At 69.8% G+C, this 19,660-nt stretch carries 19 protein-coding genes; 13 read left to right on the top strand and 6 right to left on the bottom strand.

Going from position 1 to position 19,660, the window contains the following annotated elements; all coding sequences use genetic code 11:
* The first annotated feature begins 7 nt into the window (after positions 1–7).
* Positions 8–1,327 (top strand): MFS transporter, encoded by a 1,320-nt coding sequence (locus VGB75_07890; GenBank protein HEY0166947.1) that lies wholly within the window; start codon positions 8–10, stop codon positions 1,325–1,327.
* Here the strand turns inward: VGB75_07890 and VGB75_07885 are convergent.
* Positions 1,320–2,222, bottom strand: a complete 903-nt coding sequence (locus VGB75_07885) for a hypothetical protein (protein HEY0166946.1) — start codon at positions 2,220–2,222, stop codon at positions 1,320–1,322. The genes VGB75_07890 and VGB75_07885 overlap by 8 nt on opposite strands.
* 238 nt (positions 2,223–2,460) lie before the next feature.
* Here VGB75_07885 and VGB75_07880 point away from each other — a divergent pair, with 238 nt between their 5' ends.
* Entirely contained in the window at positions 2,461–3,675 is a 1,215-nt protein-coding gene (locus VGB75_07880) for an amidohydrolase (protein HEY0166945.1), read from the top strand.
* 16 nt (positions 3,676–3,691) lie between these two features.
* On the opposite strand, the gene VGB75_07875 is transcribed toward VGB75_07880, so the two are convergent.
* The 5 genes from VGB75_07875 to VGB75_07855 form a co-directional block, all read right to left on the bottom strand.
* Positions 3,692–5,134: a beta-glucosidase gene (locus tag VGB75_07875; protein HEY0166944.1), complete on the bottom strand. Its 1,443-nt coding sequence runs from the start codon at positions 5,132–5,134 to the stop codon at positions 3,692–3,694.
* Entirely contained in the window at positions 5,131–6,102 is a 972-nt protein-coding gene (locus VGB75_07870) for a carbohydrate ABC transporter permease (GenBank protein HEY0166943.1), read from the bottom strand. The genes VGB75_07875 and VGB75_07870 overlap by 4 nt, the downstream gene beginning before the upstream one ends.
* Positions 6,099–7,124, bottom strand: a complete 1,026-nt coding sequence (locus tag VGB75_07865) for a sugar ABC transporter permease (protein HEY0166942.1) — start codon at positions 7,122–7,124, stop codon at positions 6,099–6,101. The genes VGB75_07870 and VGB75_07865 overlap by 4 nt, the downstream gene beginning before the upstream one ends.
* Positions 7,125–7,182: 58 nt before the next feature.
* Positions 7,183–8,511, bottom strand: a complete 1,329-nt coding sequence (locus tag VGB75_07860; GenBank protein HEY0166941.1) for an extracellular solute-binding protein — start codon at positions 8,509–8,511, stop codon at positions 7,183–7,185.
* A gap of 215 nt (positions 8,512–8,726) precedes the next feature.
* Complete coding sequence (locus VGB75_07855; protein HEY0166940.1) at positions 8,727–9,755, bottom strand: LacI family DNA-binding transcriptional regulator; 1,029 nt, start codon at positions 9,753–9,755, stop codon at positions 8,727–8,729.
* 125 nt (positions 9,756–9,880) lie between these two features.
* On the opposite strand from VGB75_07855, the gene VGB75_07850 reads away from it, so the two are divergent.
* The 11 genes from VGB75_07850 to VGB75_07800 all read left to right on the top strand — a co-directional run bounded on the left by VGB75_07850 (position 9,881) and on the right by VGB75_07800 (position 19,535).
* Positions 9,881–12,865 carry a S8 family serine peptidase gene (locus tag VGB75_07850; GenBank protein HEY0166939.1) on the top strand — a complete coding sequence of 995 codons (2,985 nt, stop codon included), beginning with the start codon at positions 9,881–9,883 and terminating at the stop codon, positions 12,863–12,865.
* Positions 12,866–13,035: 170 nt separating this feature from the next.
* Positions 13,036–13,533, top strand: coding sequence for a 30S ribosomal protein S16 (rpsP, locus tag VGB75_07845; protein HEY0166938.1), 498 nt, complete (start codon positions 13,036–13,038; stop codon positions 13,531–13,533).
* A complete protein-coding gene (locus VGB75_07840) occupies positions 13,534–13,773 on the top strand; it encodes an RNA-binding protein (protein HEY0166937.1) in 240 nt (79 codons plus the stop codon). It begins immediately after the preceding gene.
* Positions 13,774–13,793: 20 nt separating this feature from the next.
* Positions 13,794–14,339, top strand: a complete 546-nt coding sequence (gene rimM / locus VGB75_07835) for a ribosome maturation factor RimM (GenBank protein ID HEY0166936.1) — start codon at positions 13,794–13,796, stop codon at positions 14,337–14,339.
* Positions 14,336–15,079 carry a tRNA (guanosine(37)-N1)-methyltransferase TrmD gene (gene trmD / locus VGB75_07830; GenBank protein HEY0166935.1) on the top strand — a complete coding sequence of 248 codons (744 nt, stop codon included), beginning with the start codon at positions 14,336–14,338 and terminating at the stop codon, positions 15,077–15,079. Before rimM ends, trmD begins: the two co-directional genes overlap by 4 nt.
* A 185-nt stretch (positions 15,080–15,264) precedes the next feature.
* Positions 15,265–15,621: a 50S ribosomal protein L19 gene (gene rplS / locus VGB75_07825; GenBank protein ID HEY0166934.1), complete on the top strand. Its 357-nt coding sequence runs from the start codon at positions 15,265–15,267 to the stop codon at positions 15,619–15,621.
* Between the two features lie 24 nt (positions 15,622–15,645).
* On the top strand, positions 15,646–16,734 hold the full coding sequence (gene lepB / locus VGB75_07820) for a signal peptidase I (GenBank protein ID HEY0166933.1): 1,089 nt from the start codon (positions 15,646–15,648) through the stop codon (positions 16,732–16,734).
* A complete protein-coding gene (locus VGB75_07815) occupies positions 16,734–17,204 on the top strand; it encodes an NUDIX domain-containing protein (GenBank protein HEY0166932.1) in 471 nt (156 codons plus the stop codon). The genes lepB and VGB75_07815 overlap by 1 nt, the downstream gene beginning before the upstream one ends.
* Positions 17,205–18,164, top strand: coding sequence for a ribonuclease HII (locus VGB75_07810; GenBank protein HEY0166931.1), 960 nt, complete (start codon positions 17,205–17,207; stop codon positions 18,162–18,164). It begins immediately after the preceding gene.
* A complete protein-coding gene (locus tag VGB75_07805) occupies positions 18,161–18,484 on the top strand; it encodes a DUF2469 domain-containing protein (GenBank protein HEY0166930.1) in 324 nt (107 codons plus the stop codon). Before VGB75_07810 ends, VGB75_07805 begins: the two co-directional genes overlap by 4 nt.
* Before the next feature lie 304 nt (positions 18,485–18,788).
* Positions 18,789–19,535 carry a hypothetical protein gene (locus tag VGB75_07800; GenBank protein ID HEY0166929.1) on the top strand — a complete coding sequence of 249 codons (747 nt, stop codon included), beginning with the start codon at positions 18,789–18,791 and terminating at the stop codon, positions 19,533–19,535.
* Positions 19,536–19,660: the final 125 nt, after the last annotated feature.

The raw sequence follows: 19,660 nt of genomic DNA, 5'->3' as shown, positions 1-19,660 counted from the left end.
TGCGCCCGTGACAACCGCGCGGCGGCGTCGCGCCATCGCGCTGCGTGGCTGGGCGGTCGCCGTGGCCGTGTACCTGGCGGCGGTATTCCATCGCACGTCGCTGGGCGTGGCCGGCCTGCAGGCAGCGGACCGGTTCAGCATCAGCGCCAGCCAGCTGAGTGTCTTCGTCCTGCTGCAGCTGGGGATCTACGCCGGGATGCAGATTCCGACCGGAATCCTGGTCGACCGCTACGGCCCGCGCCGGCTGCTGGTGGTGGCCGCCTGCACGATGGGAGTCGCCCAGCTGCTGTTCGCGGCGGCCGAGAGCTACCCGGTGGCGCTGCTGGCCAGGGCGCTGCTCGGCCTGGGCGACGCCCTGACGTTCGTCTCCGTGCTGCGGTTCGCCGCCGGGCAGTTCGCGCCGAACCGGTATCCGGTGGTGGTCTCGATCACCGGCACGCTGGGCCAGATCGGCAACCTGGTGGCGACCCTGCCGCTGACCGCGCTGCTGCACGGAGTCGGCTGGACACCGACCTTCCTCGGCGCCGGGCTGCTGTCCCTGGTCAGCGGGGCCGCGGTCTACCTGCTGCTGCCCCGCGCGCCCCGGATGCCACGCGGCTCGCGCCAGGGCACAGCGCTGCTGGCCTCGCTGCTCAGCGTCGGCCGCCGGGTCAACGCCGCCTGGTCGCTGGCCGGCACCAGGGTCGGCTTCTGGCTGCACTTCGCGTCGATGTCGACCTCGCTGGCCTTCGGGGTGCTGTGGGGCGTGCCGTTCATGGTCGAGGGCCAGCGGTTGAGCCGCAACGCCGCCGGCGCGGTGCTGCTGTTCAGCGTGCTGCTGGCCATTGTGATCGGGCCGCCGATCGGTTACCTGATCGGCCGGCGCCCGGCCACCCGGGTGCCGCTGGCGATCGGCGTCAACCTGCTGACGGTGCTGGGCTGGTACGCGGTGCTGGCCGCCTTCTCGCACCCGATGCCGTACTGGTTGCTGCTGGCGCTGGTGCTGGTGACCACCGCCGGCGGCCCGATCTCCTCGATCGGCTTCGCGCTGGCGCGTGACTACAACGGCCCGGCGATCGTCGGCACCGCGACCGGGGTGGTCAACGTGGCCGGTTTCGTGGCCGCGATCGTCGCCTGCCTGAGTGTGGGCTGGACGCTGGACCTACGGGGTTCGGCGAGCTTGGGCAGTTACCGGCTCGCCTTCGCCGTGGCGGTCACGGTGCAGGCCTTCGGCCTGGCGCAGACGGTGCGCTGGTGGCTGCTGGCCCGGCGCCGGGTGCTGCGCGCCCAGCAAGAGGGCAAGCCGACCCCGGTTCACATCGTGCGGCGCCGCTGGGACCTCAGCTGACGCTCAACAGCTCTGGGATGCTGCCCATGCTGCCGGCCGCGACGACGTCACCCACACAGGAGAGCGACCTTGGCCACGCCTGCGGATTGTCATGCACGGCCCGGGCGCGTCCGGTGACCGAGTCCAGGAAGTGGATTCGCCCGTCGTAGTCGCCCACGACCAGCTCGCGGTCCTTGTCACGCCATGCGACGCTGCGGGCCGCCGAGGCCGACACCCAGAAGGCGCCCACGTCACCTAGCGCGGAGTCCAGGACGTAGACCCAGCCGGTCTCGGTGGTGATCGCGAGCCGGTCACCTGATCGCGACCAGCAGCAGGACTCGATCGACTCGTCATAGCTCCTGGTGGCAAGGCTGAGCACGCTAGCCTCCTCGACCACCCTGCTGAGGGTGGTCCCTCCGTCCTTGCCGACCGTGGCGATCAGGCCGCTGTCGCTGATCGACACGCCCGTGCACTGCGAGGCGTGTGAGGCCACGTCGCCCAGGTAGCGGCTGGCCAGGGCGTCCCACAGGGACGCGACGCCGTCCTCGGAGACACACACCATCCGCCGGCCGTCCGGCAGCCAGGTGACCGAGTTGATGTCTTCGGTGTGCCGGCCCAGCACGCAGAGCGGCCGGCTGGTCTGGTTGATATCCCAGACCATGACGAGCTTGTCGGCCGAGGATGAGGCCAGCAGATCGAGGTGCCTGGGGTTCCAGGACACCCCGCTGACCAGGCGGCGGTGCAGCAGGGCCGCGCGGGGCAGTGCCCTTGCGGGCTCGACGAGGTCCCAGACCAGCACGGTGCCGTCGAAGGACGCGCTGGCCAGCATGCGAGCGTCCTGCCGCACGGCCACGTCGGTTATCGGTGCGCCGTGCTCCCCGACGACTAGCGCCGAAACCGCGCTTGACCTGCCCATGCTCAACCCCGTCTGTCGCTTCGACAACGTCCGAGACACCTGCCCAGCAGTGGCTCACCTGTCATCCGGGCAGGCCATGCGGGCCGGTTTCACAGGCCGGCGCCGCTTGTCGTCAATGTATCCATAACTCTATCTAATGTCCTTAAGTGACGCGCACTGGACATTTTGACTATACGTTTCTCCGCTGGCGGCGTTGCGCGCTTGCGAATCGCCCTCGTCGGTCCTATATGGTCGGGGCATGGCGCAGGCACATGGCAGCGTGGCGATCACTGGCGGCTACGTGGTTCCGATCGAGGGAGAACCCGTTCCGAACGGCACGGTCGTGATCACCGACGGCAAGATCACCGCGGTCGGGGCGAAGGCCCGGGTCCCCAGAGGTATGCCGGTGGTGGACGCGACCGGCAAGTGGGTGCTGCCCGGCTTCGTCGACGCTCACGCCCACCTGGGGGTCTATGAGGAGGGCGAGGGCTGGGCCGGTGACGACGTCAATGAGATGACCGATCCGAACGGGGCCCGGCTGCGCGCCCTGGACGCGATCAACCCTGCCGACGAAGGGTTCTCCGACGCTCTGGCCGGCGGGGTGACCTCGTGCGTGGTCAAGCCGGGCAGCGGGAACCCGATCGGCGGTCAGACGGTGGCCATCAAGACCTGGGGCCGCATCGTCGACGAGATGGTGATCAAGTCCCCGGCGAGCGTCAAGAGCGCGCTCGGTGAGAACCCCAAGCGGGTCTACGGCGACCAGCGCAAGCTCCCCTCGACCAGGCTGGGGGTCGCCGCGGTGATCCGCAGCGCGCTGACCCACGCCCAGGACTACCGGGTCAGGCGGGACGCCGCGCTGAAGAAGAAGGAGCCTTTCGAGCGCGACCTGTCCGCCGAGGTGCTGGTCAAGGTGCTGGAGGGCGAGCTGCCGTGGTGCCAGCACACCCACCGCGCCGACGACATCTCCACCGCGATCAGGCTGTCCGAGGAGTTCGGGTACCGGCTGATCATCAACCACGCCACTGAGGCCTACCTGCTGGCCGACGTGATCGCCGAGCGCGGGATCGCCTGCATCGTCGGCCCGTTGTTTCACACCAGGAGCAAGGTCGAGGTGCGCAACCGCAGCATGGCGACGGCCGGCAAGCTGGCCAACGCCGGGGTCACCGTGGCGCTGACCACCGACCACCCGGTGGTGGCGATCGACTTTCTGGTGCACCAGGCGACCTTCGCGGTCCGCGAAGGCATGTCGCGTGAGGACGCGTTGCGCGCGATCACCATCAACCCCGCCAGCATTCTCGGCTTCGCCGACCGGGTGGGCTCGCTGACCAGGGGCAAGGACGGCGACGTGGCGATCTGGTCAGGCGACCCGCTGGACGTCCTGCAGCGAGCCGAGCGGGTCTTCGTCTCGGGTCAGGACGTCTACCGCTACGCCGACGGCCGTGGCGTGGTCAGCAACCCCTATCGGGTCGGCTGATCACGCACTGCGCCGGCTAGAGCGGCTGGACCGCGTTGTTCTTGATGACGTCGCTGAACCACAGGGCCGAGTCCTTGGGCGTGCGCGCCTGGCTGTCGTAGTCCACGTGCACCATGCCGAAGCGCTTGGAGTAACCCCACGCCCACTCGAAGTTGTCCAGGAAGGACCACAGGTAGTAGCCGCGGACGTCGGCGCCGCCCTCGATGGCCGCGTGCACGGCGGCCAGGTGCCGGCGGACGTAGTCGATCCGATCGAGGTCGTGCACCTGCCCGTCGCCGGTCAGGACGTCGTCGAAGGCCGCCCCGTTCTCGGTGACTGCCATCGGCGTCTCGGGATAGTCGCGGTGCACCCTCAGCAGCAGGTCGGTGAAGGCCTCGGGCACGATCGGCCAGCCCATCGCGGTGTAGGGCCCGGGCTGGGGGACCGAGTACGCCAGGTCGGTGCCCGGCCACGGCGAGGGGCCAGCCTCGGACTGGTGCGGATCGTTCACCCAGCGGCCGGTCACCTCGGCCCTGATCTGGGCCGAGGGCGCGGCCACCTTGCTCGGCGCGTAGAAGTTGACGCCCAGCACGTCGATTCCGGCGTTGATCTCGGCCAGGTCGCCGTCGGCCACGAACGACCAGTCGGTGATGTGGCTGGTGTCGCGCAGCAGCGCCGGCGGATAGCTGCCGCGCAGCATCGGGTCCAGGAACACCCGGTTGGCGATGGCGTCGACGTGCTCTGCGGCGGCCAGGTCCTCGGGGCTGTCGGAGGCCGGAAGGACCTGCGCCAGGTTCAGCGTGACCGACAGCCGGGTGGAGGCCGGAGTCACCCCTCGCAGGACCGACACGGCTCGGCCATGGGCCAGGTTCAGGTGGTGGGCCACCGTGAGCGCGGTGGCGTTGTCGGTGACTCCGGGCGCGTGCACTCCTGAGGAGTGCCCGAGAAACGCTGTGCACCACGGCTCGTTCAGGGTTGTGATGGTCGGCACCCGGTCACCGAGCGCTCGGCCGATCACCTCGGCGTAGTCGGCGAACCGGCCTACCGTGTCGCGGTTGGCCCAACCGCCCTGCAACTGCAGCGCCTGCGGCAGGTCCCAGTGGTACAGCGTCAGCAGTGGCGTGATGGCGCGCTCGAGCAGGCCGTCCACCAACCGCTGGTAGAAGTCCAGGCCGGCGGTGTTCACCGGCCCGGCGCCGCCGGGGATCACCCGTGGCCAGGACACCGAGAATCGGTAGGAGGGCAGCCCCAGGGCGGCCATCAGGTCGAGGTCTTCGGGCATCCGGTGGTAGTGGTCGCACGCCACGTCACCGGTCTCGCCGTCGTGAACCTTGCCCGGCGCCTGGCAGAAGACGTCCCAGATGCTCGGCAGCCGGCCGTCGACGCGGGCCGCGCCCTCGATCTGGTAGGCCGCGGTGGCCGATCCCCAGACGAAGCCCTGCGGAAAGTGCAGGCGGTCGGTCATGCGCTGCTCGGTCATCCTTTGACTGCTCCTTGCATGATTCCGCCGACGATCTGCCTGCCCAACAGGGCGAAGACGATCAGCACTGGGATGGTGCCGTAGACCGTGCCGGCCATGATGATGGACTGCTCGGGGGCGTAGCCGGTCGCCAGGCTTCCGAACGCGACCTGCACGGTGGGGTTCTGCGAGCTGAGCGCGATCAGCGGCCAGAAGAAGTCGTTCCAGGTGGTCAAGAAGGTGAGCATCGCCAGCACCGACATCGCCGGGCGCGCGGCTGGCAGCACGATCGAACGGAAGATCCGGAAGGTGCCGGCGCCGTCGACGTAGCCGGCTTCGATCAGCTCGTCCGGCACCGCGCTGGCCAGGTACTGGCGCATGAAGAACACGCCGAACGCGGTGACCAGGGTCGGCAGGATGACCGCGTGCAGGTGATTGGCCAGGCCGAGCTTGGCCATCAGCATGTAGAGCGGGATGATGCCCATCTGCATCGGCACCATCATGGTGACGATGCACAGCCCGAGCAGCAGGTTGGCGCCTCGGAACCTCAGCTTGGCAAAGGCGAAACCGGCCAGCGTGCAGAACGCGACGGTGCCCAGCGTGACGCAGCTCGCGACGATCAGCGAGTTGATCAGGCCCTTGTTCAGCGGCGCCAGTTCCAGGGCCTTGCCGATGTTGGAGACCAGCGAGCCGCTGGGCAGCATCGGGGGAGTGCCGGCGGCCATCTCGGCATTGGTGTGCGAGGCCATCACGATCGTGTAGTACAGCGGGAACACCGATACCAGGGTGATCACGGTCAGGCTCAGGTAGGTGAGCGGGCCTGCCTGCATAGGCTTTGCCCTGCTTGCCCTGCGCCTGAGCGCCCCGCTCTTGGGCGCGCCGTCGCTGAGAGCACGGCCTCGCCGCACTCCGCGGCGCGAGGGGGTCGAGGCGGCCGGCGACGGGACCGCCGGCTGGGCGGCGGCGGGCTGGCGTACGGCGTTGGTCATCGAGTGACCTCCAGCGGCCCGGCGGGCGCCGCCAGCGGCGCCATCGCGCCGATCCTGCCCTCACGCCGCCGGGCCAGCAGCACGTTGACAACCACGGCCAGCACGATGATGGCGAACATCGTCCAGGCGGTCGCCGCGGCCAGGCCCAGCCGGTCGTTGGTCCACCCCTGTTGGTACATCAGCAGGCCGAGCGTCTGGTACTGCCCGGACGTTCCGCCGTTGGGAATGCCGTTGTGGTAGAGCAACGGCTCGCCGAACAGCTGGGCGGCTCCGATGGTGGACACCACGATGGTGAACAGGATGGTGGGACGCAGGCCGGGCAGCGTGACGTGGCGGAACTGCTGCCACCGGGAGGCGCCGTCGATGGCGGCCGCCTCGTACAGGGCCGAGTCGATCGCCTGCATGCCGGCCAGGTAGATCAGCGCGTTGTAACCGGTCCAGCGCCAGATGACGATCGCCGAGATCGCCACCTGGCTCGGCCACTTCGAGCCCTGCCAGTCCGGTTGGGGCAGGTGCAGCAGTCCTAAACCCCAGTTGACGATGCCGAGCTTGGAGTCGAACAGCTCCAGGAAGATCACGGTCGCCGCGGCCAGGCTGGTGGCGTAGGGCATCAGCACCGCGACCCGGAAGAAGGTCCGGCCGCGCAGCCGGTAGTTGAGCAGGTGGGCGATGCCCAGCGCCATGCACAGCTGCGGAACGGTGGAGATCACCCCGATGCTGACGGTGTTGCGCAGCGCGTTCCAGAAGAAGGTGTGGGAGAACAGGTTGCGGTAGTTCTCCAGCCCGACCCACGTCTGCTTGTCATAGCTGGTCAGCCGGACGTTGTGCAGCGACACCCAGGCGGTGTCCAGCCACGGGTAGAGGCTGAACGCGGCGAACACCAGGAAGAAGGGCGCGATGTAGGCGTAGGCGGCCTTGCTGCCCGGCCGGGTCGAACGCCGGGCAGATCGCCTGGAGTCGCCGGCCCGCGGTCGCCGGTCTGCGGTCGCCGACGCGGCGGCTGTCTCACTGCTGGCGGACATGGCTCACCTTCTGCTGTGGCCGGAGGGGTCAGCTGTCGGGTTCGGACCGGCCGCGCGCTCAGCCGGTGACCTGCTCGATGGCCTTCAACGCGTCGCTGAAGGCGCTGCCCGGGTCGGCGCCCTTGGTCTCGACGTTGGTCAGCTGCTGGGTGAACGCCGTCTGCATCTGGGTGTCGTAGAGGCCGATCGGCGGGATCTTCATCTTCTCGGAGATGTCGCCGAAGATCTGCCCGACCGGCGCGTTGCTGAAGTACGCGGCTTTGGCGCCCTTGACCGCCGGGTCCTCAGCCGCGTCGCTGTTGGAAGGCCAATGACCGCCTTCGGTCCACATGGTGATCTGCTGCTGCTTGCTGGTCAGCCACTCGACGAGCGCGATGGCCTCTTTCTGGTGCTTGGAAGCCTTGGGAACGCCGAGCCAGGAGCCTCCCCAGTTCGTCGCGCCACCGGGCAGCACGGGCGCCACGCTCCACTTGCCGGCGCCGGCCGCGCCGGCCTGGCCCTGGATGTAGCCCATCATCCAGGTCGGGCAGGCGATGGTGGCGAACGCGCCGCTGGAGAAGGCCTTGTTCCATGGCGGTGAGAACTGCGACAACCCGGCGGTGATCTTGGCCTGGGCCGCGTCGGTGGCGTGCTTCCAGGCGTTGCGCACGCCGTCGCTGTTGTCCGGGTCGGGGTTGCCCTCGGTGTCGTTGTAGGCCGTGGCGCCCTGGTAGACGGCGGTGCTGAAGATGCTGGCGGCGCTGTCGACGAACTTGCTGCCGGCGGGCTTGGTGGCCGAGGACTCATACCGCTTGCCGAAGTCGATGTAGTCCTGCCAGGTGGACCACTCGCTCGCCAGCTCCGCGCCTGCCGAGGGCAGCCCGGCGGCCTTGAGCAGGTCCGGCCGGTAGCAGATCGCCTCCGGGCCGGCGTCGGTGCCCAGGCCCACGGTCTTGTTGTCGGAGCTGGTGGCCTGAGCCCACTTCCAGTCGTAGAACGAGGACTTCAGGGCGCCGCTCTGGGGCAACGAGCCGAAGTCGACGAACCGGTCGGCGTGGTTGCGCACCACGTCGGAGACGAAGCCGATCTCGATGCCCTGCACGTCGGCCAGCCCGCTGCCCGAGGCCAGTCGGGTCTTGAGCCGGGTCCAGTAATCACTGGACTGCTGCACGGTGTCTTCCTTGATGGTGATGTTCGGGTGCAGCTTGGTGTAGGCGTCGTAGAGACCGGCCTCCTTGAAGCCGAAGGTGCCGAACAGGCCGACGGTCAGCGTCATCTTGGCGTCGGGGTCGGCGGCGGCGGTGTCGGACTTCTTGTCGGACGAGCAGCCTGCCACGCCGGCCACACCGAGAACGGCGACCGCCACCGCGCCGGCGAGGCGAGTGGAGGTGCGGGACAACCTGGGCATGAATCCTCCTGGTGGGACGGGCCGGTTTCGGGAGGGCCGTCGGGGTGCCTGGAGCAGGAAAGGGATGCCTGCCCAGCACCTGTGAGAGCGCTCTCACCACTGAGAATGAGTGCCCCGGCCGGTGCTGTCAAGAACCCGGCCGAGATTGGGGCCTGGTTTGTTGTTCGCGAGGCGAAATCGGTCTGAGCGCGCCGCGGAGAAGGCGCCGATGACCGCTAGGCGGTGAGCCGGCGGACCAGCTCGACCGGCAGGACGGTGCCTAACGGGGCCGGCTCGCCGGCGATCCGCTGCAGCAACCGGATAGCCATCGTCCGGCCCATCTCGGTGATCGGCTGCCTGATCGTGGTCAGCGCGGGATGGGCGAGCTCGGCGTCGCCGATGTCATCGAAGCCGACCACCGCGACGTCGTCGAAGACCCGTCGACCGGCGGCCTCGATCGCCCGCATCGCCCCGATAGCGGTCAGGTCCGAGGCGGCGAACACCGCGTCGAGCTCGGGCCGGGAGGCCAGCAGCTCGGCCATCGCCTGCTGGCCGCTGACGATGCTGAACTGGCCGTGGGCGACCAGGCCTGCGTCGTAGGGCCGGCCGGCCGCCGCCAGCGCCGTGCGATAACCGGCCAGCCGGTCCTGGCCGGCGCACATGTCCAACGGGCCGGTGATGGTGGCGATGGCTCGCCGGCCGGTATCCAGCAGGTGCTCGGTGGCCATCCTGGCTCCACCGGCGTTGTCGGAGTCGACGAAGTGCAGCGGGCCCCCGCTCAGCGGTCGGCCGCTGAGCACCGTGGGCACCGCGTGGGACTCCAGCTCCTGGGGCAGCTGGTCGCGGCCGTGCAGCGAGAGCACGAGCACGCCGTCGACGTGGCCGCCCGCGGCGTAGTGCAGGAACCGACGGTGCTCCGCCGGGCTGGAAGCGACCGTGAACACCAGCTGCAGGCCGGCCTCGGCGATGACCGTCTGGGCGGCCCTCAGCATGCCGAGGAAGAACGGGTCGGAGAACAGCCGGTCCTCGGACTCGGCGACCAGGAACGCCACCGAGTCGCTGCGGCCGGTGACCAGTGACCGGGCAGCCCGGTTGGGGGCGTAGGAGATGTCCTCGGCGGCGCTGAGCACGGCGGTTCGGGCCTGGTCGCTGACGTTGCTGGCGCCGCGCAGCACCCGGCTGGCGGTGGCGCGCGACACCCCGGCCCGGGCCGCCACCTCTTCGAGGGTGGGCGGGTTCCGTCCTGCGGGAGTCGACGCGCTCACCAGGGCAGTTTGGCACGGACCGGCGCCGCCAGACGGGGGCGGCGCTTTCGCGTCGACAGCCGGTGACCGTCCAGGTAGGCTGCGCAAGTTTGGTTAACTCACAAATTTCTTACAAAGGGCACTGCATGAAGCGTTCGCGGCTGGTTCTCATCACCGCTGTCGTCGGCTCACTGAGCATCGGCTCGCTGACAACGGTCGCGGCCGCCCAACCCGGCGGCGCGCCAGGCCCGGCCACGCCGTCGGTCCAGGCGCGGCTCAAGCACTCACCGGCCAGCATCCCGGCGGGCCGCTGGTCGGCGGGCTCGCCGCAGGTCGCCCGGTTGCGCCAGCGCCAAGCCAACCCGGCCCAGCCGGTGATCGCCCACCTCGCGCCGCAGCTCAACCGCCTCGCGGGCGTGGCGACCTCGCCCGACACCGGCTCCAGCGTCCGGCTCGAGCGCGACGGCAGGGTCCAGGTCACCGTGACGGGTCCGGCCGCGCTGGCGGCGGCCAAAGCGGTGGGCGCCCAGGTGCTGGCCAGCTTCGGCGGCTCGAGCACCGTGGTCCTGGCCCCGGCCAAGCTGCGCAGCCTGGCCGGCCAGCCGGGCGTCAGCAGGGTCGCCCCGGCCGTCCGGGCCGCGCCGCAGAGCACCAGCGAGGGAGTGGCCGCATCCGGCGCGCAGAACTGGGCCGACAACGGCGACGTCGGCAAGGGCGGCGCCGGAGTCAAGGTCGGCGTCGTCGACGTCGGCTTCAAGGACCTGCAGGCCGCCATCGCGGCCGGCCACTTCAACCACCCGGTGACCGGCGTGCCGGTCAACGTGGTCTACCCGCCCTCCCACAACCAGTGCCTGGACGACAGCGCCACCGCCCACGGCACCGCGGTGAGCGAGATCGTGCACCAGATGGCCCCCCAGGCCACCCTCTACCTGTACTGCATCGACGACAACGTCGGCTTCTCGGCAGCGGCCAACCAGATCGTCGCCGCCGGTGACATCAAGATCGTCAACAGCTCGCTGGTCTTCACCGCCGAGACCCGGGGCGACGGCTACGGACCCCTGACCTCCTCCGAGAGGGCGGTCAAGGCCGCCCGGGAGGCCGGGGTGCTGTGGATCCAGTCCAGCGGCAACGGCGCCCAGGACCACTGGTCGGGCGCCTTCGCCGACACCAACTCCGATCAGTTGGTCGACCTGCAGAGCCCGGTGAGCCAGGCCGACGAGGTCGCCCTGGAACCGGGCGCCACCGGCAACATCGTGATGAGCTGGGACCAGTGGCCGGCGTCCTCGCTTCCGGTGACGCTGGCGATGAGCAAGTACGACGACAGCAACACCCAGCTCGGCCAGACCGAGTACCTCGACCACGTGCCCGGTGAGCCGCCGGTGCTGGAGATGCAGATCAGCAACACGCCCGACGACGCCGACTACACCGGAGGACCGAACGGCATCCGCTACTACGACGTGGTGGTGCTGATCGGCAAAGCCGCCCCGGCAGTGCGCTACCACCTGTACTACGGAGGCGACGTCACTGCCTCCTACCTGAGCAGTCAGGACCCGGCCCGGGCCGCCAGCGGCAGCGTGCTGGAGCCGGCCAGCTCGCCGTGGGCGCTGGCGGTGGGCGCGGCCTACCGGGGCGACAACGCCCTTGAGGCGTTCTCCTCCCGCGGGCCGACCATCGACGGCAGGGTCAAGCCCGACCTGATCGGCTTCGACGGCGTCTCCTCCGACGTCGACGAGGTCGAGTCCTCGCAGTTCGACGACCAGGGCAACGTCGTGGCCGGCACCACCGGCTTCTACGGCACCTCCGCCGCGGCGCCGCATGTCGCCGGAGCGGCGGCGCTAGTCGCGGCGGCCAACCCGTCGATGGACGCCTCCGACATCGAGGCCTTCCTCCAGCGGCGTGCCAACCCGCAGGGCAACCCGCCCACCAACGCCGCCGGCCACGGGCTGCTGCAGCTGGGCGACCCGTCGCCCAGCGGGATCCAGGCGATGCCGGGCTCGCAGTACTTCCCGTTCGCCGCGCCGAACCGGATTGTCGACACCCGGACCGGGCTCGGCGTGCGCGCGGGCCTGATGAGCGCTGGGACCGCCCTGGCCGTGCCCGTTCCCAGCTCCGGCGCCAACCCGGTGCCCGCGGGCGCCACCTCGGTGGTCATCAGCCTGTCCGGCACCGGCGCCCAGGGCGGCACCTACCTGTCGGTCTACAGCAAGGTCTTCGGCGGCAACTCCACCCTCAACCTCAACAGCAAGGACGCCAACGCCACCGTCACCGCGGTCGTCAAGCTCAACTCCAGCCACGGGTTCCTGCTGCGCAACGCCGCCGCGCCGACCCACGCGCTGATCACCGTGCTGGGCTACTTCGGAGCGCCCACAGCCACCGCAGGCCTGGGCTACGTGGCGTTGCCCTCGCGGCGGCTGCTGGACACCCGGGTCCCGACCGGCATCGCCAAGGTGGCCAAGCTGGCGCCCAACCAGGCGGCGACGGTCGACGCCGCTCCCGGCGGCGTGCCCGCCGACGCGACGGTGGCGGTGGTCAACATGACCGCTCTGAACCAGACCGCCGGCGGTTACCTGACCGCCTACCCCAGCGCCTCGCCAGCGGTCGCCTCGGTCGACTACCGCCAGTACTCACGGTCCAACCTGGTCGCGGTGCCGCTGGTGAACCGCAAGTTCACGGTGCAGAACCGCTACGCCAGCACCGACGCGATGATCGACATCGTCGGCTACTTCAGCCCGACTGCCAGCGGCCGGTTCGTCACGCTGCCGAACCCGACCCGGATCGCCGACACCCGCACGGGCAACGGCGGCCACCACGGGCCCATGACGGCCAACGCGACGTTCACCCTCGACGCAGGCGGTCTCTACGGCGTGCCCTACAACGTCACCGGCCTGTGGATCGGGCTCACCGCGATCGCGGCCGGCAACGGCTACCTGTCCATCTATCCCCGGGGCGCGGCCGCCCCGCACGCCTCGAACCTGGACTTCACCACCGGCCGGGTCGTGCCCAACGCCGCGATCGCCACGCTGTCGGCGCGAACCGGCACGGCGCCTCCGGGATTCAGCACGGTGAACCGGTTCGGCGCGTCCAACGTCCTCGAAGACGCCTACGGTTACTTCACCGGGCCCCCGGCCTAGGTAGGCGTCAGCGGCCGGGGGATCGTCTGGCAGAATGACTGGCTGAGTACCGGCCAGCTTTCGGACCCTCTAGCCGATCGCCGGTCAGTCCATCAGGACTACCCGCCGCGGTGTTCCCCACCCACCGGCGCTCTGGCCCGTCCCTGCACATACTGGAGTGAACGACACCCGTGGCAACCAAGATCAAGCTCACCCGCGTCGGCAAGATGCGCGAGCCGCATTACCGCGTCGTCGTGGCCGATGCCCGCACCAAGCGCGACGGCCGGTCCATCGAGACCATCGGCGAGTACCACCCGAAGAACGACCCGTCGATCATCCGCATCGACGCCGACCGCGCCGCCTACTGGCTCGGCGTCGGCGCCCAGCCCACCGAGGCGGTGACCGCGATCCTGAAGGTGACCGGTGACTGGCAGAAGTTCAAGGGGCTGCCGGCTCCCGAGCCGATGCTGATGGCCGCGCCCAAGCCCGACAAGCGGGCCCTGTTCGACGCGGCGCTGAAGGACTCCGAGGGCGAGCCTGCCGTCGAGGCCACCACCCCGCGCAAGAAGGCCGCCCCGCGTCGGGAGCAGTCCGAGACCGCCGCCGACGCCGCGCCTGCCGCTGACGCCGCGCCTGCCGCTGACGCCGCGCCTGCCGCGACCGAGGCTCCCGCCGAGGCGGGTAACTAAGTGCTCGAAGAAGCGCTCGAGCACCTGGTTCGCGGCATCGTCGATCATCCTGACGATGTCGTCGTCGACCTGGTCGACAACCGGCGAGGCCGCCGGCTGGAGGTCAGGGTGCACCCCGATGACCTCGGACGGGTGATCGGTCGCAACGGCCGCACCGCCAAGGCGTTGCGCCAGGTCGTCAACGGAGTAGGCGGCAAGGGCATCCGGGTCGACGTGGTCGACACGGACGAAGGCCGCTGACCACCGAGCCAGAGTCCACCGTGAACGGATCGGCCGCCAGCGACGACAGCCTTGAGGGGCAGGTCGTCGCTGTCGGCCGGGTGGGCAAGGCACACGGCATCCGCGGAGACGCCTTCGTCGAGCCGTGGACCGACGCCCCCGACGAGCGGTTCAGCGTCGGCGTGCGGCTCAGCACCCAGCCGGCCGACCGTGGGCCGCTCACGGTCGAGTCCGCGCGCCAGCACTCAGGCAAGCTGGTCGTGCACTTCGTCGGCGTGGACGATCGCAATGCCGTCGAGTCGCTGCGGGGCACCGTGCTGCTGGTGCCGGCCTCGGCCCGGCCGCCCATCGAGGACCCGGACGAGTTCTACGACACCGATCTGATCGGCCTGAACGTGCGCACCGTGACCGGCCAGGCGTGGGGCCCGGTCACCGACGTCCTGCATTCGCCGGCCGGCAGCCTGCTGGCCATCGACGTCGCCGGCCGTGAGGTGTTGGTGCCGTTTCGCGCCGAGTTCGTGCCGACGGTGGACCTGGCCGCCGGCATCGCCGAGGTGGACCCGCCGGACGGGCTGCTGGAGCTGTGAGCGGCGAGCCCGCCGGTGACGCTGTGGCCGCGCCGGACCTGGCGGTCGACGTGGTCACCATCTTCCCCGAGTACCTCGCCCCGCTACGCGAGTCGCTGCTGGGCAAGGCCATCGAGCGGGGTCAGGTCCGGGTGGACGTGCACGACCTGCGCACCTGGACTTCCGACCCGCACCGCAGCGTCGATGACACCCCGTACGGCGGCGGCCCCGGCATGGTGATGATGGCCGAGCCGTGGGCTCGGGCCCTGGATGAGATCGCACCGGCCGACGGCGCCAGCCAGCCTCGGCTGGTGGTCCCCGGCCCGGCCGGCCGGCCGTTCAGCCAGGCGGTCGCCCAGGAGCTGGCGGGCCAGCCCTGGCTGCTGTTCGCCTGCGGTCGCTACGAGGGAATCGACGCCCGGGTGCTGGAATACGCCGGTCAGCGGATGGTCGTGGACGAGATCAGCCTCGGCGACTACGTGCTGTGCGGCGGTGAGGTGGCCGTCCTGGTCATCATGGAGGCGGTCGCCAGGCTGATCCCGGGCGTGCTGGGCAACGCGCTCTCAGCGCACCAGGACTCGTTCAGTCCGGCCGTGGACGGGTTGCTGGAGGCCCCCGCCTACACCAAGCCAGCGCTCTGGCGCGGGCTGCCGGTCCCGGAGGTGCTGCTCTCGGGCCACCACGGCATGATCGAACGGTGGCGTCGGGAGCGCTCGGTGGAACGGACCCGAAGCCGCCGGCCGGATCTGCTCGGCGACTGACCTCCGAGCCCCGGTTTCTCAATCTCCAGGTCGTTATGGCACCCTTGAGGGGTTGCCCGGCGACTGCCATCGCGGTCGGCTGCGGCGCGCACACAGCCCAGACAGACCCGTTCACGATCTCGACCGAGACCCGTACGCGCTTTTCCCGCGCGTCCGGCTCGCCACCGAAGGAAGCAGAGCCCACCATGAACACCTTGCAGACGCTGGATGCCGAATCGCTGCGCAGCGACATCCCGGATTTCCGGGCTGGTGACACCCTGAAGGTGCACGTGCGGGTCATCGAGGGCTCACGGTCCCGGGTGCAGATCTTCCAGGGCGTCACGATCCGCCGTCAGGGCGGTGGCCTGCAGGAGACCTTCACGGTCCGCAAGATCAGCTTCGGCGTCGGCGTGGAGCGCACCTTCCCGGTGCACACCCCGGTCATCGAGAAGATCGAGGTGGTCACCCGCGGCGATGTCCGGCGCGCCAAGCTCTACTACCTGCGTGACCTGCGCGGCAAGGCCGCCAAGATCAAGGAAAAGCGGGACGCGATCACCCGCTAGTCGCAGATCCTTCTGACTCACGAGGTGTCGAACTCGAATATGGGCTACGACGCCGCCGACAGCTCCGACCCTTCGATCTCCGCTGTTCCCCGGCCAGCCGCCGCGTCCGCCCAGGACGCCGTGCCTGCCAGGGACACCGTGCCTGCTAGGGACGCCGTGCCTGCTAGGGACGCCGTGCCTGCTCAGGACGGCGCTGCCGCCCAGGGCGCCGGTTCGCCAGCGGTCGCTGACACCGCCGCCAACAGGAAGAGCGAGCGTCGGCGCCGCCGGTTGGCCAGGTTCGAGCTGCCGCTGTTGATCGCCATCGCCATCGCGATCGCGATCGTGCTCAAGACCTTCGTGGTGCAGCCGTTCTACATCCCGTCGCAGTCCATGGAGCAGACCCTGCACGGCTGCCCGGGCTGCACCGGGGACCGGATCCTGGTGTTCAAGCCGGTGTACCAGGTCCGCGACCCGCATCCCGGTGACGTGGTGGTGTTCCGGGCGCCGCAGGACTGGGACGCCCTCGCCGGTGTCGAGCTGTCGGCCAACCCGGTGATGCGCAGCGTCCAGTGGTTCGGTCAGCTGGTGGGAGTGGTGCCGCCGAGCGAGAAGGACCTCGTCAAGCGGGTCATCGCCATCGGTGGGCAGACCGTGCGCTGCTGTGACAGCAACGGCAACGTCGAGATCTCCGACAACGGCGCCGAGGGCCCGTGGCGCAGCCTCAACGAGCCCTACATCTTCGAGAACAGCTCTTGGAGCAAGCCCAAGTCACCCGGCGCGCGTGGCGCCGATGACACCCGCAGCTTCGGTCCGGTGACCGTCCCCGCGGGCAGGCTGTGGGTGATGGGCGATCACCGCAGCGACTCCGCCGACTCGCGCTACCACTGCGGTGACACCAGCGGCGGCAAAGCCTGCGATCCGATGAACAGCACTGTGGGCAATGACGACGTGATCGGCAAGGCCGTCGTGATCGCGTGGCCGCCCTCGCGCTGGCGGACCCTGGGCACTCCGGCGACCTTCACCTCACTCGGCGTCCCGAGCTGGGGCGGGTCACCGGCCGAGCCCGCCGCCGCTGCCATGCTGCTCACGGCGGGGATCGGCGGCTGGCGGCGCAGGCGTCGCCGCCGGTGATGGCCGCCCTCGACCAGCCGGTGGTCCGCCAGGCAGGCCGGATCTTCGTGCTCGACGACCAGCAGCGGGTGCTGCTCATGCACGAGCGGCGTGACATCGGATCCGACCGGTCGCACTGGATCACTCCCGGCGGCGGCGTGGAAGCCGGCGAGAGCCTGGCCCAGGCCGCGATGCGCGAGGTGTACGAGGAGACCGGTCTCCGGCTTGAGCTGGACTCGGCGGCCCAGCCGATGTACCAGGAGCGAGTGCGCTTCAACTTCACCGGCCGGAACATCGACCAGACCAATCACTACTTCCTGGTCCAGGTCCCCAGCGGACTGCCGGTGCGTCCGACCGGGCACACCGACATCGAGCGGCTGGTCGTGCTCGGCCACCGCTGGTGGCCGCTGGCCGAGCTGGCAGCCTCGGACGTGGACCGGGAGCCCGAAACTATGGTCGAGTTGATCGAACGAGCACTGGCGGTGAGATAGATGGCGACAGCTCGTAGGGCCTCGACAGCTCGTAGGGCCTCGACAGCTCGCAGAGCGCCGACGCTGCGTTTCGAGCGCGAGGCGTGGCGAGCTGGCGCGGGCCTGCTGGCAGCGATCGACGAGGTCGGCCGCGGCGCGTTGGCGGGACCGGTCTCGGTCGGAGTGGTGCTGCTGTCGGCTGACGCCAAGCCCGCGCCGCTGGGGGTGGCCGACTCGAAGCTGCTCACCCCGCAGGCCCGGCAGCGGCTGGCGCCCCGGATCCGGCGCTGGGCGCTGGACTGCGCGGTGGGGCACGCCTCGGCCGCTGAGATCGACCGGATCGGCATCATCGCCGCGCTCAGGCTGGCCGCGGAGCGGGCCGTCACCCAGCTGAGCGTCAAGCCGGACTGGGTGCTGTTGGACGGCAACCACGACTACCTCAGCGTGGGGGAGGACGGCCTGTTCGACGCTGCCTTCGACGCAGCCCTCGGCGGGGCCTGTGGCGAGCCGGACCGGTGGCGCTGCCGGGTGCCGGTCCGGACCCTGATCAAGGGCGACCTGAAGTGCTCCTCGATCGCCGCGGCGTCGGTGCTGGCCAAGACCGAACGCGACAACATCATGATCTCACTCGCCCAGAAGTACCCGCAGTACGGCTTCGAGGAGAACAAGGCCTACTCCTCGCCCCAGCACCACGCCGCGCTGCTCGAGCACGGGCCCTCAGAGATCCACCGGTGCTCCTGGAACCTCCCTGGCCGGGCCGGCTGGTCGGCCTGGGCCGGGTGGGCCGGCCTGACCGAGCGAGCCCGGCTGGCGGCGGCGACCGACTTGGAGGAGCTGCCCGAGCTGCTGGAAGTGCCGCGACGACGCCCGCCGGCCGCTGGCGTGACTGCTGGCGTGACTTCGGACTCGCCGGAGGACCTGACCACGAACCACGCGATGGGTGATGATGAGCAGATGATGTCCGCAGGGATCGCCCGATGAGCGCCGAAGACCTTGAGAAGTACGAGACCGAGATGGAGCTGCAGCTCTATCGCGAGTACAAGGACATCGTCGGCCAGTTCAGCTATGTGGTCGAGACCGAGCGCCGGTTCTACCTCACCAACGACGTCCAACTGGTGCCGCGCAACGCCGACGGCGAGGTGTACTTCGAGGTGACCATGCGCGACGCCTGGGTGTGGGACATGTACCGCCCGGCCAGGTTCGTAAAAAACGTCCGGGTGCTGACCTTCAAGGACGTCAACGTCGAGGAGCTGGAGAAGCCGGACCTGGACCTGAGCGGCAAGGGGCCGTTCGGCGCCTGACGGCTGCCAGGTCCTCTGGCTGCCCCAGACCAGCTCGCTGTCCTCACTCGCGTCGCGTTGTCGGCGCGTGATTGCCCGACCCCGACGGTTTTCACCTGTCATGATCGGCTTCCTGTGTGATGTGACTAGGGCTCACAGGGAGGGCGGATAGGCGGCTATGACAACTCTTCCCGGTGTTGGGTCCAGGTGCCTGGCGTGTGGCCCGCCACCGTCCGACGGTATGCCCCCGGCAGATCTTCCACGGGCCCGTGCGGTCATGCGGTGTGGTCGGTGCCGGCGGTGGTATTGCAGGGCGCACCGCCCGGTGACGGTGACGATCGAACGCGTGCAGGAGGAGTGGGTAGAGCGGTTGTGGCAGGGCCCTTACGGAGTCACGACGTATCCGCAGCCGCGCGGAGCAGTCATCGCGGTGCCGCGGTCGTCCAGCCGCCTGAAGCTGGTCGTCGCGTTCGCCGCCGGTCGTACCGAACGGGTGCCTCTGCCACAAGTGGATGGGGGCAGCTTGCATGAGAATGAGCTGGACAACGCCCGCGCCGCGCTCGCGGGATCGGGATGTGTCGCCTGCCGCTGGGATCGGCTCGAATTTGCGGTGCGCGCGGATCGGGCGGCGTCGCTGGCCCAGGCAACGGACCTGAGCAGGGCGGTGGGTAAGGCCGTCGCGATCAGTGCGGCCGGTGACGATGATCGCTCGGACTCGGTGACGTCAGCCGTGCAGTACGTGATCGGCATGCTCAACCGGTATGCGGTGCCGAAGGCCGAGTGTGTGCGGGTGAGGACGACCGTGCGGCAAGTGGGACTGTTGCGGCGCCGGCAGGTGCAGACGTCTGAGTTCTGGGTGGTCGGGGCGGGCTGGCCGGTGGTGGTCGGGACTGAGCTTGTCGTGGTAGAGCGGGACGGGCGCGGTGTGTGGTTAGTGCCCGATAGGCCCGCGGGCGGTTTGGGACGGCTCGTAGTCGAGCCGCCTGCCTTGCAAGCGTTCCGGGAGTTCCGGGATCCGCAGGCGTTGTTGCAAGCGTGTTATGCGCTGCTGTCCGCATCCGGCATTCATTAGAAGAGCGCGCATTCCTTCCACTGGCCTAGCCTGCCCGATCCCTAGCCTGCCCATGACGATCTTGTCGCTTGTCCGGCCTGTTGCGGGCGCTGGTGGACGCCCCCGTCTCGTTGTCGTCCACAGCC

The sequence above is a fragment of the Jatrophihabitans sp. genome (genome assembly GCA_036399055.1).
Taxonomy (GTDB): domain Bacteria; phylum Actinomycetota; class Actinomycetes; order Mycobacteriales; family Jatrophihabitantaceae; genus Jatrophihabitans_A.
This window is presented reverse-complemented; position numbering and strand designations above follow the sequence as displayed.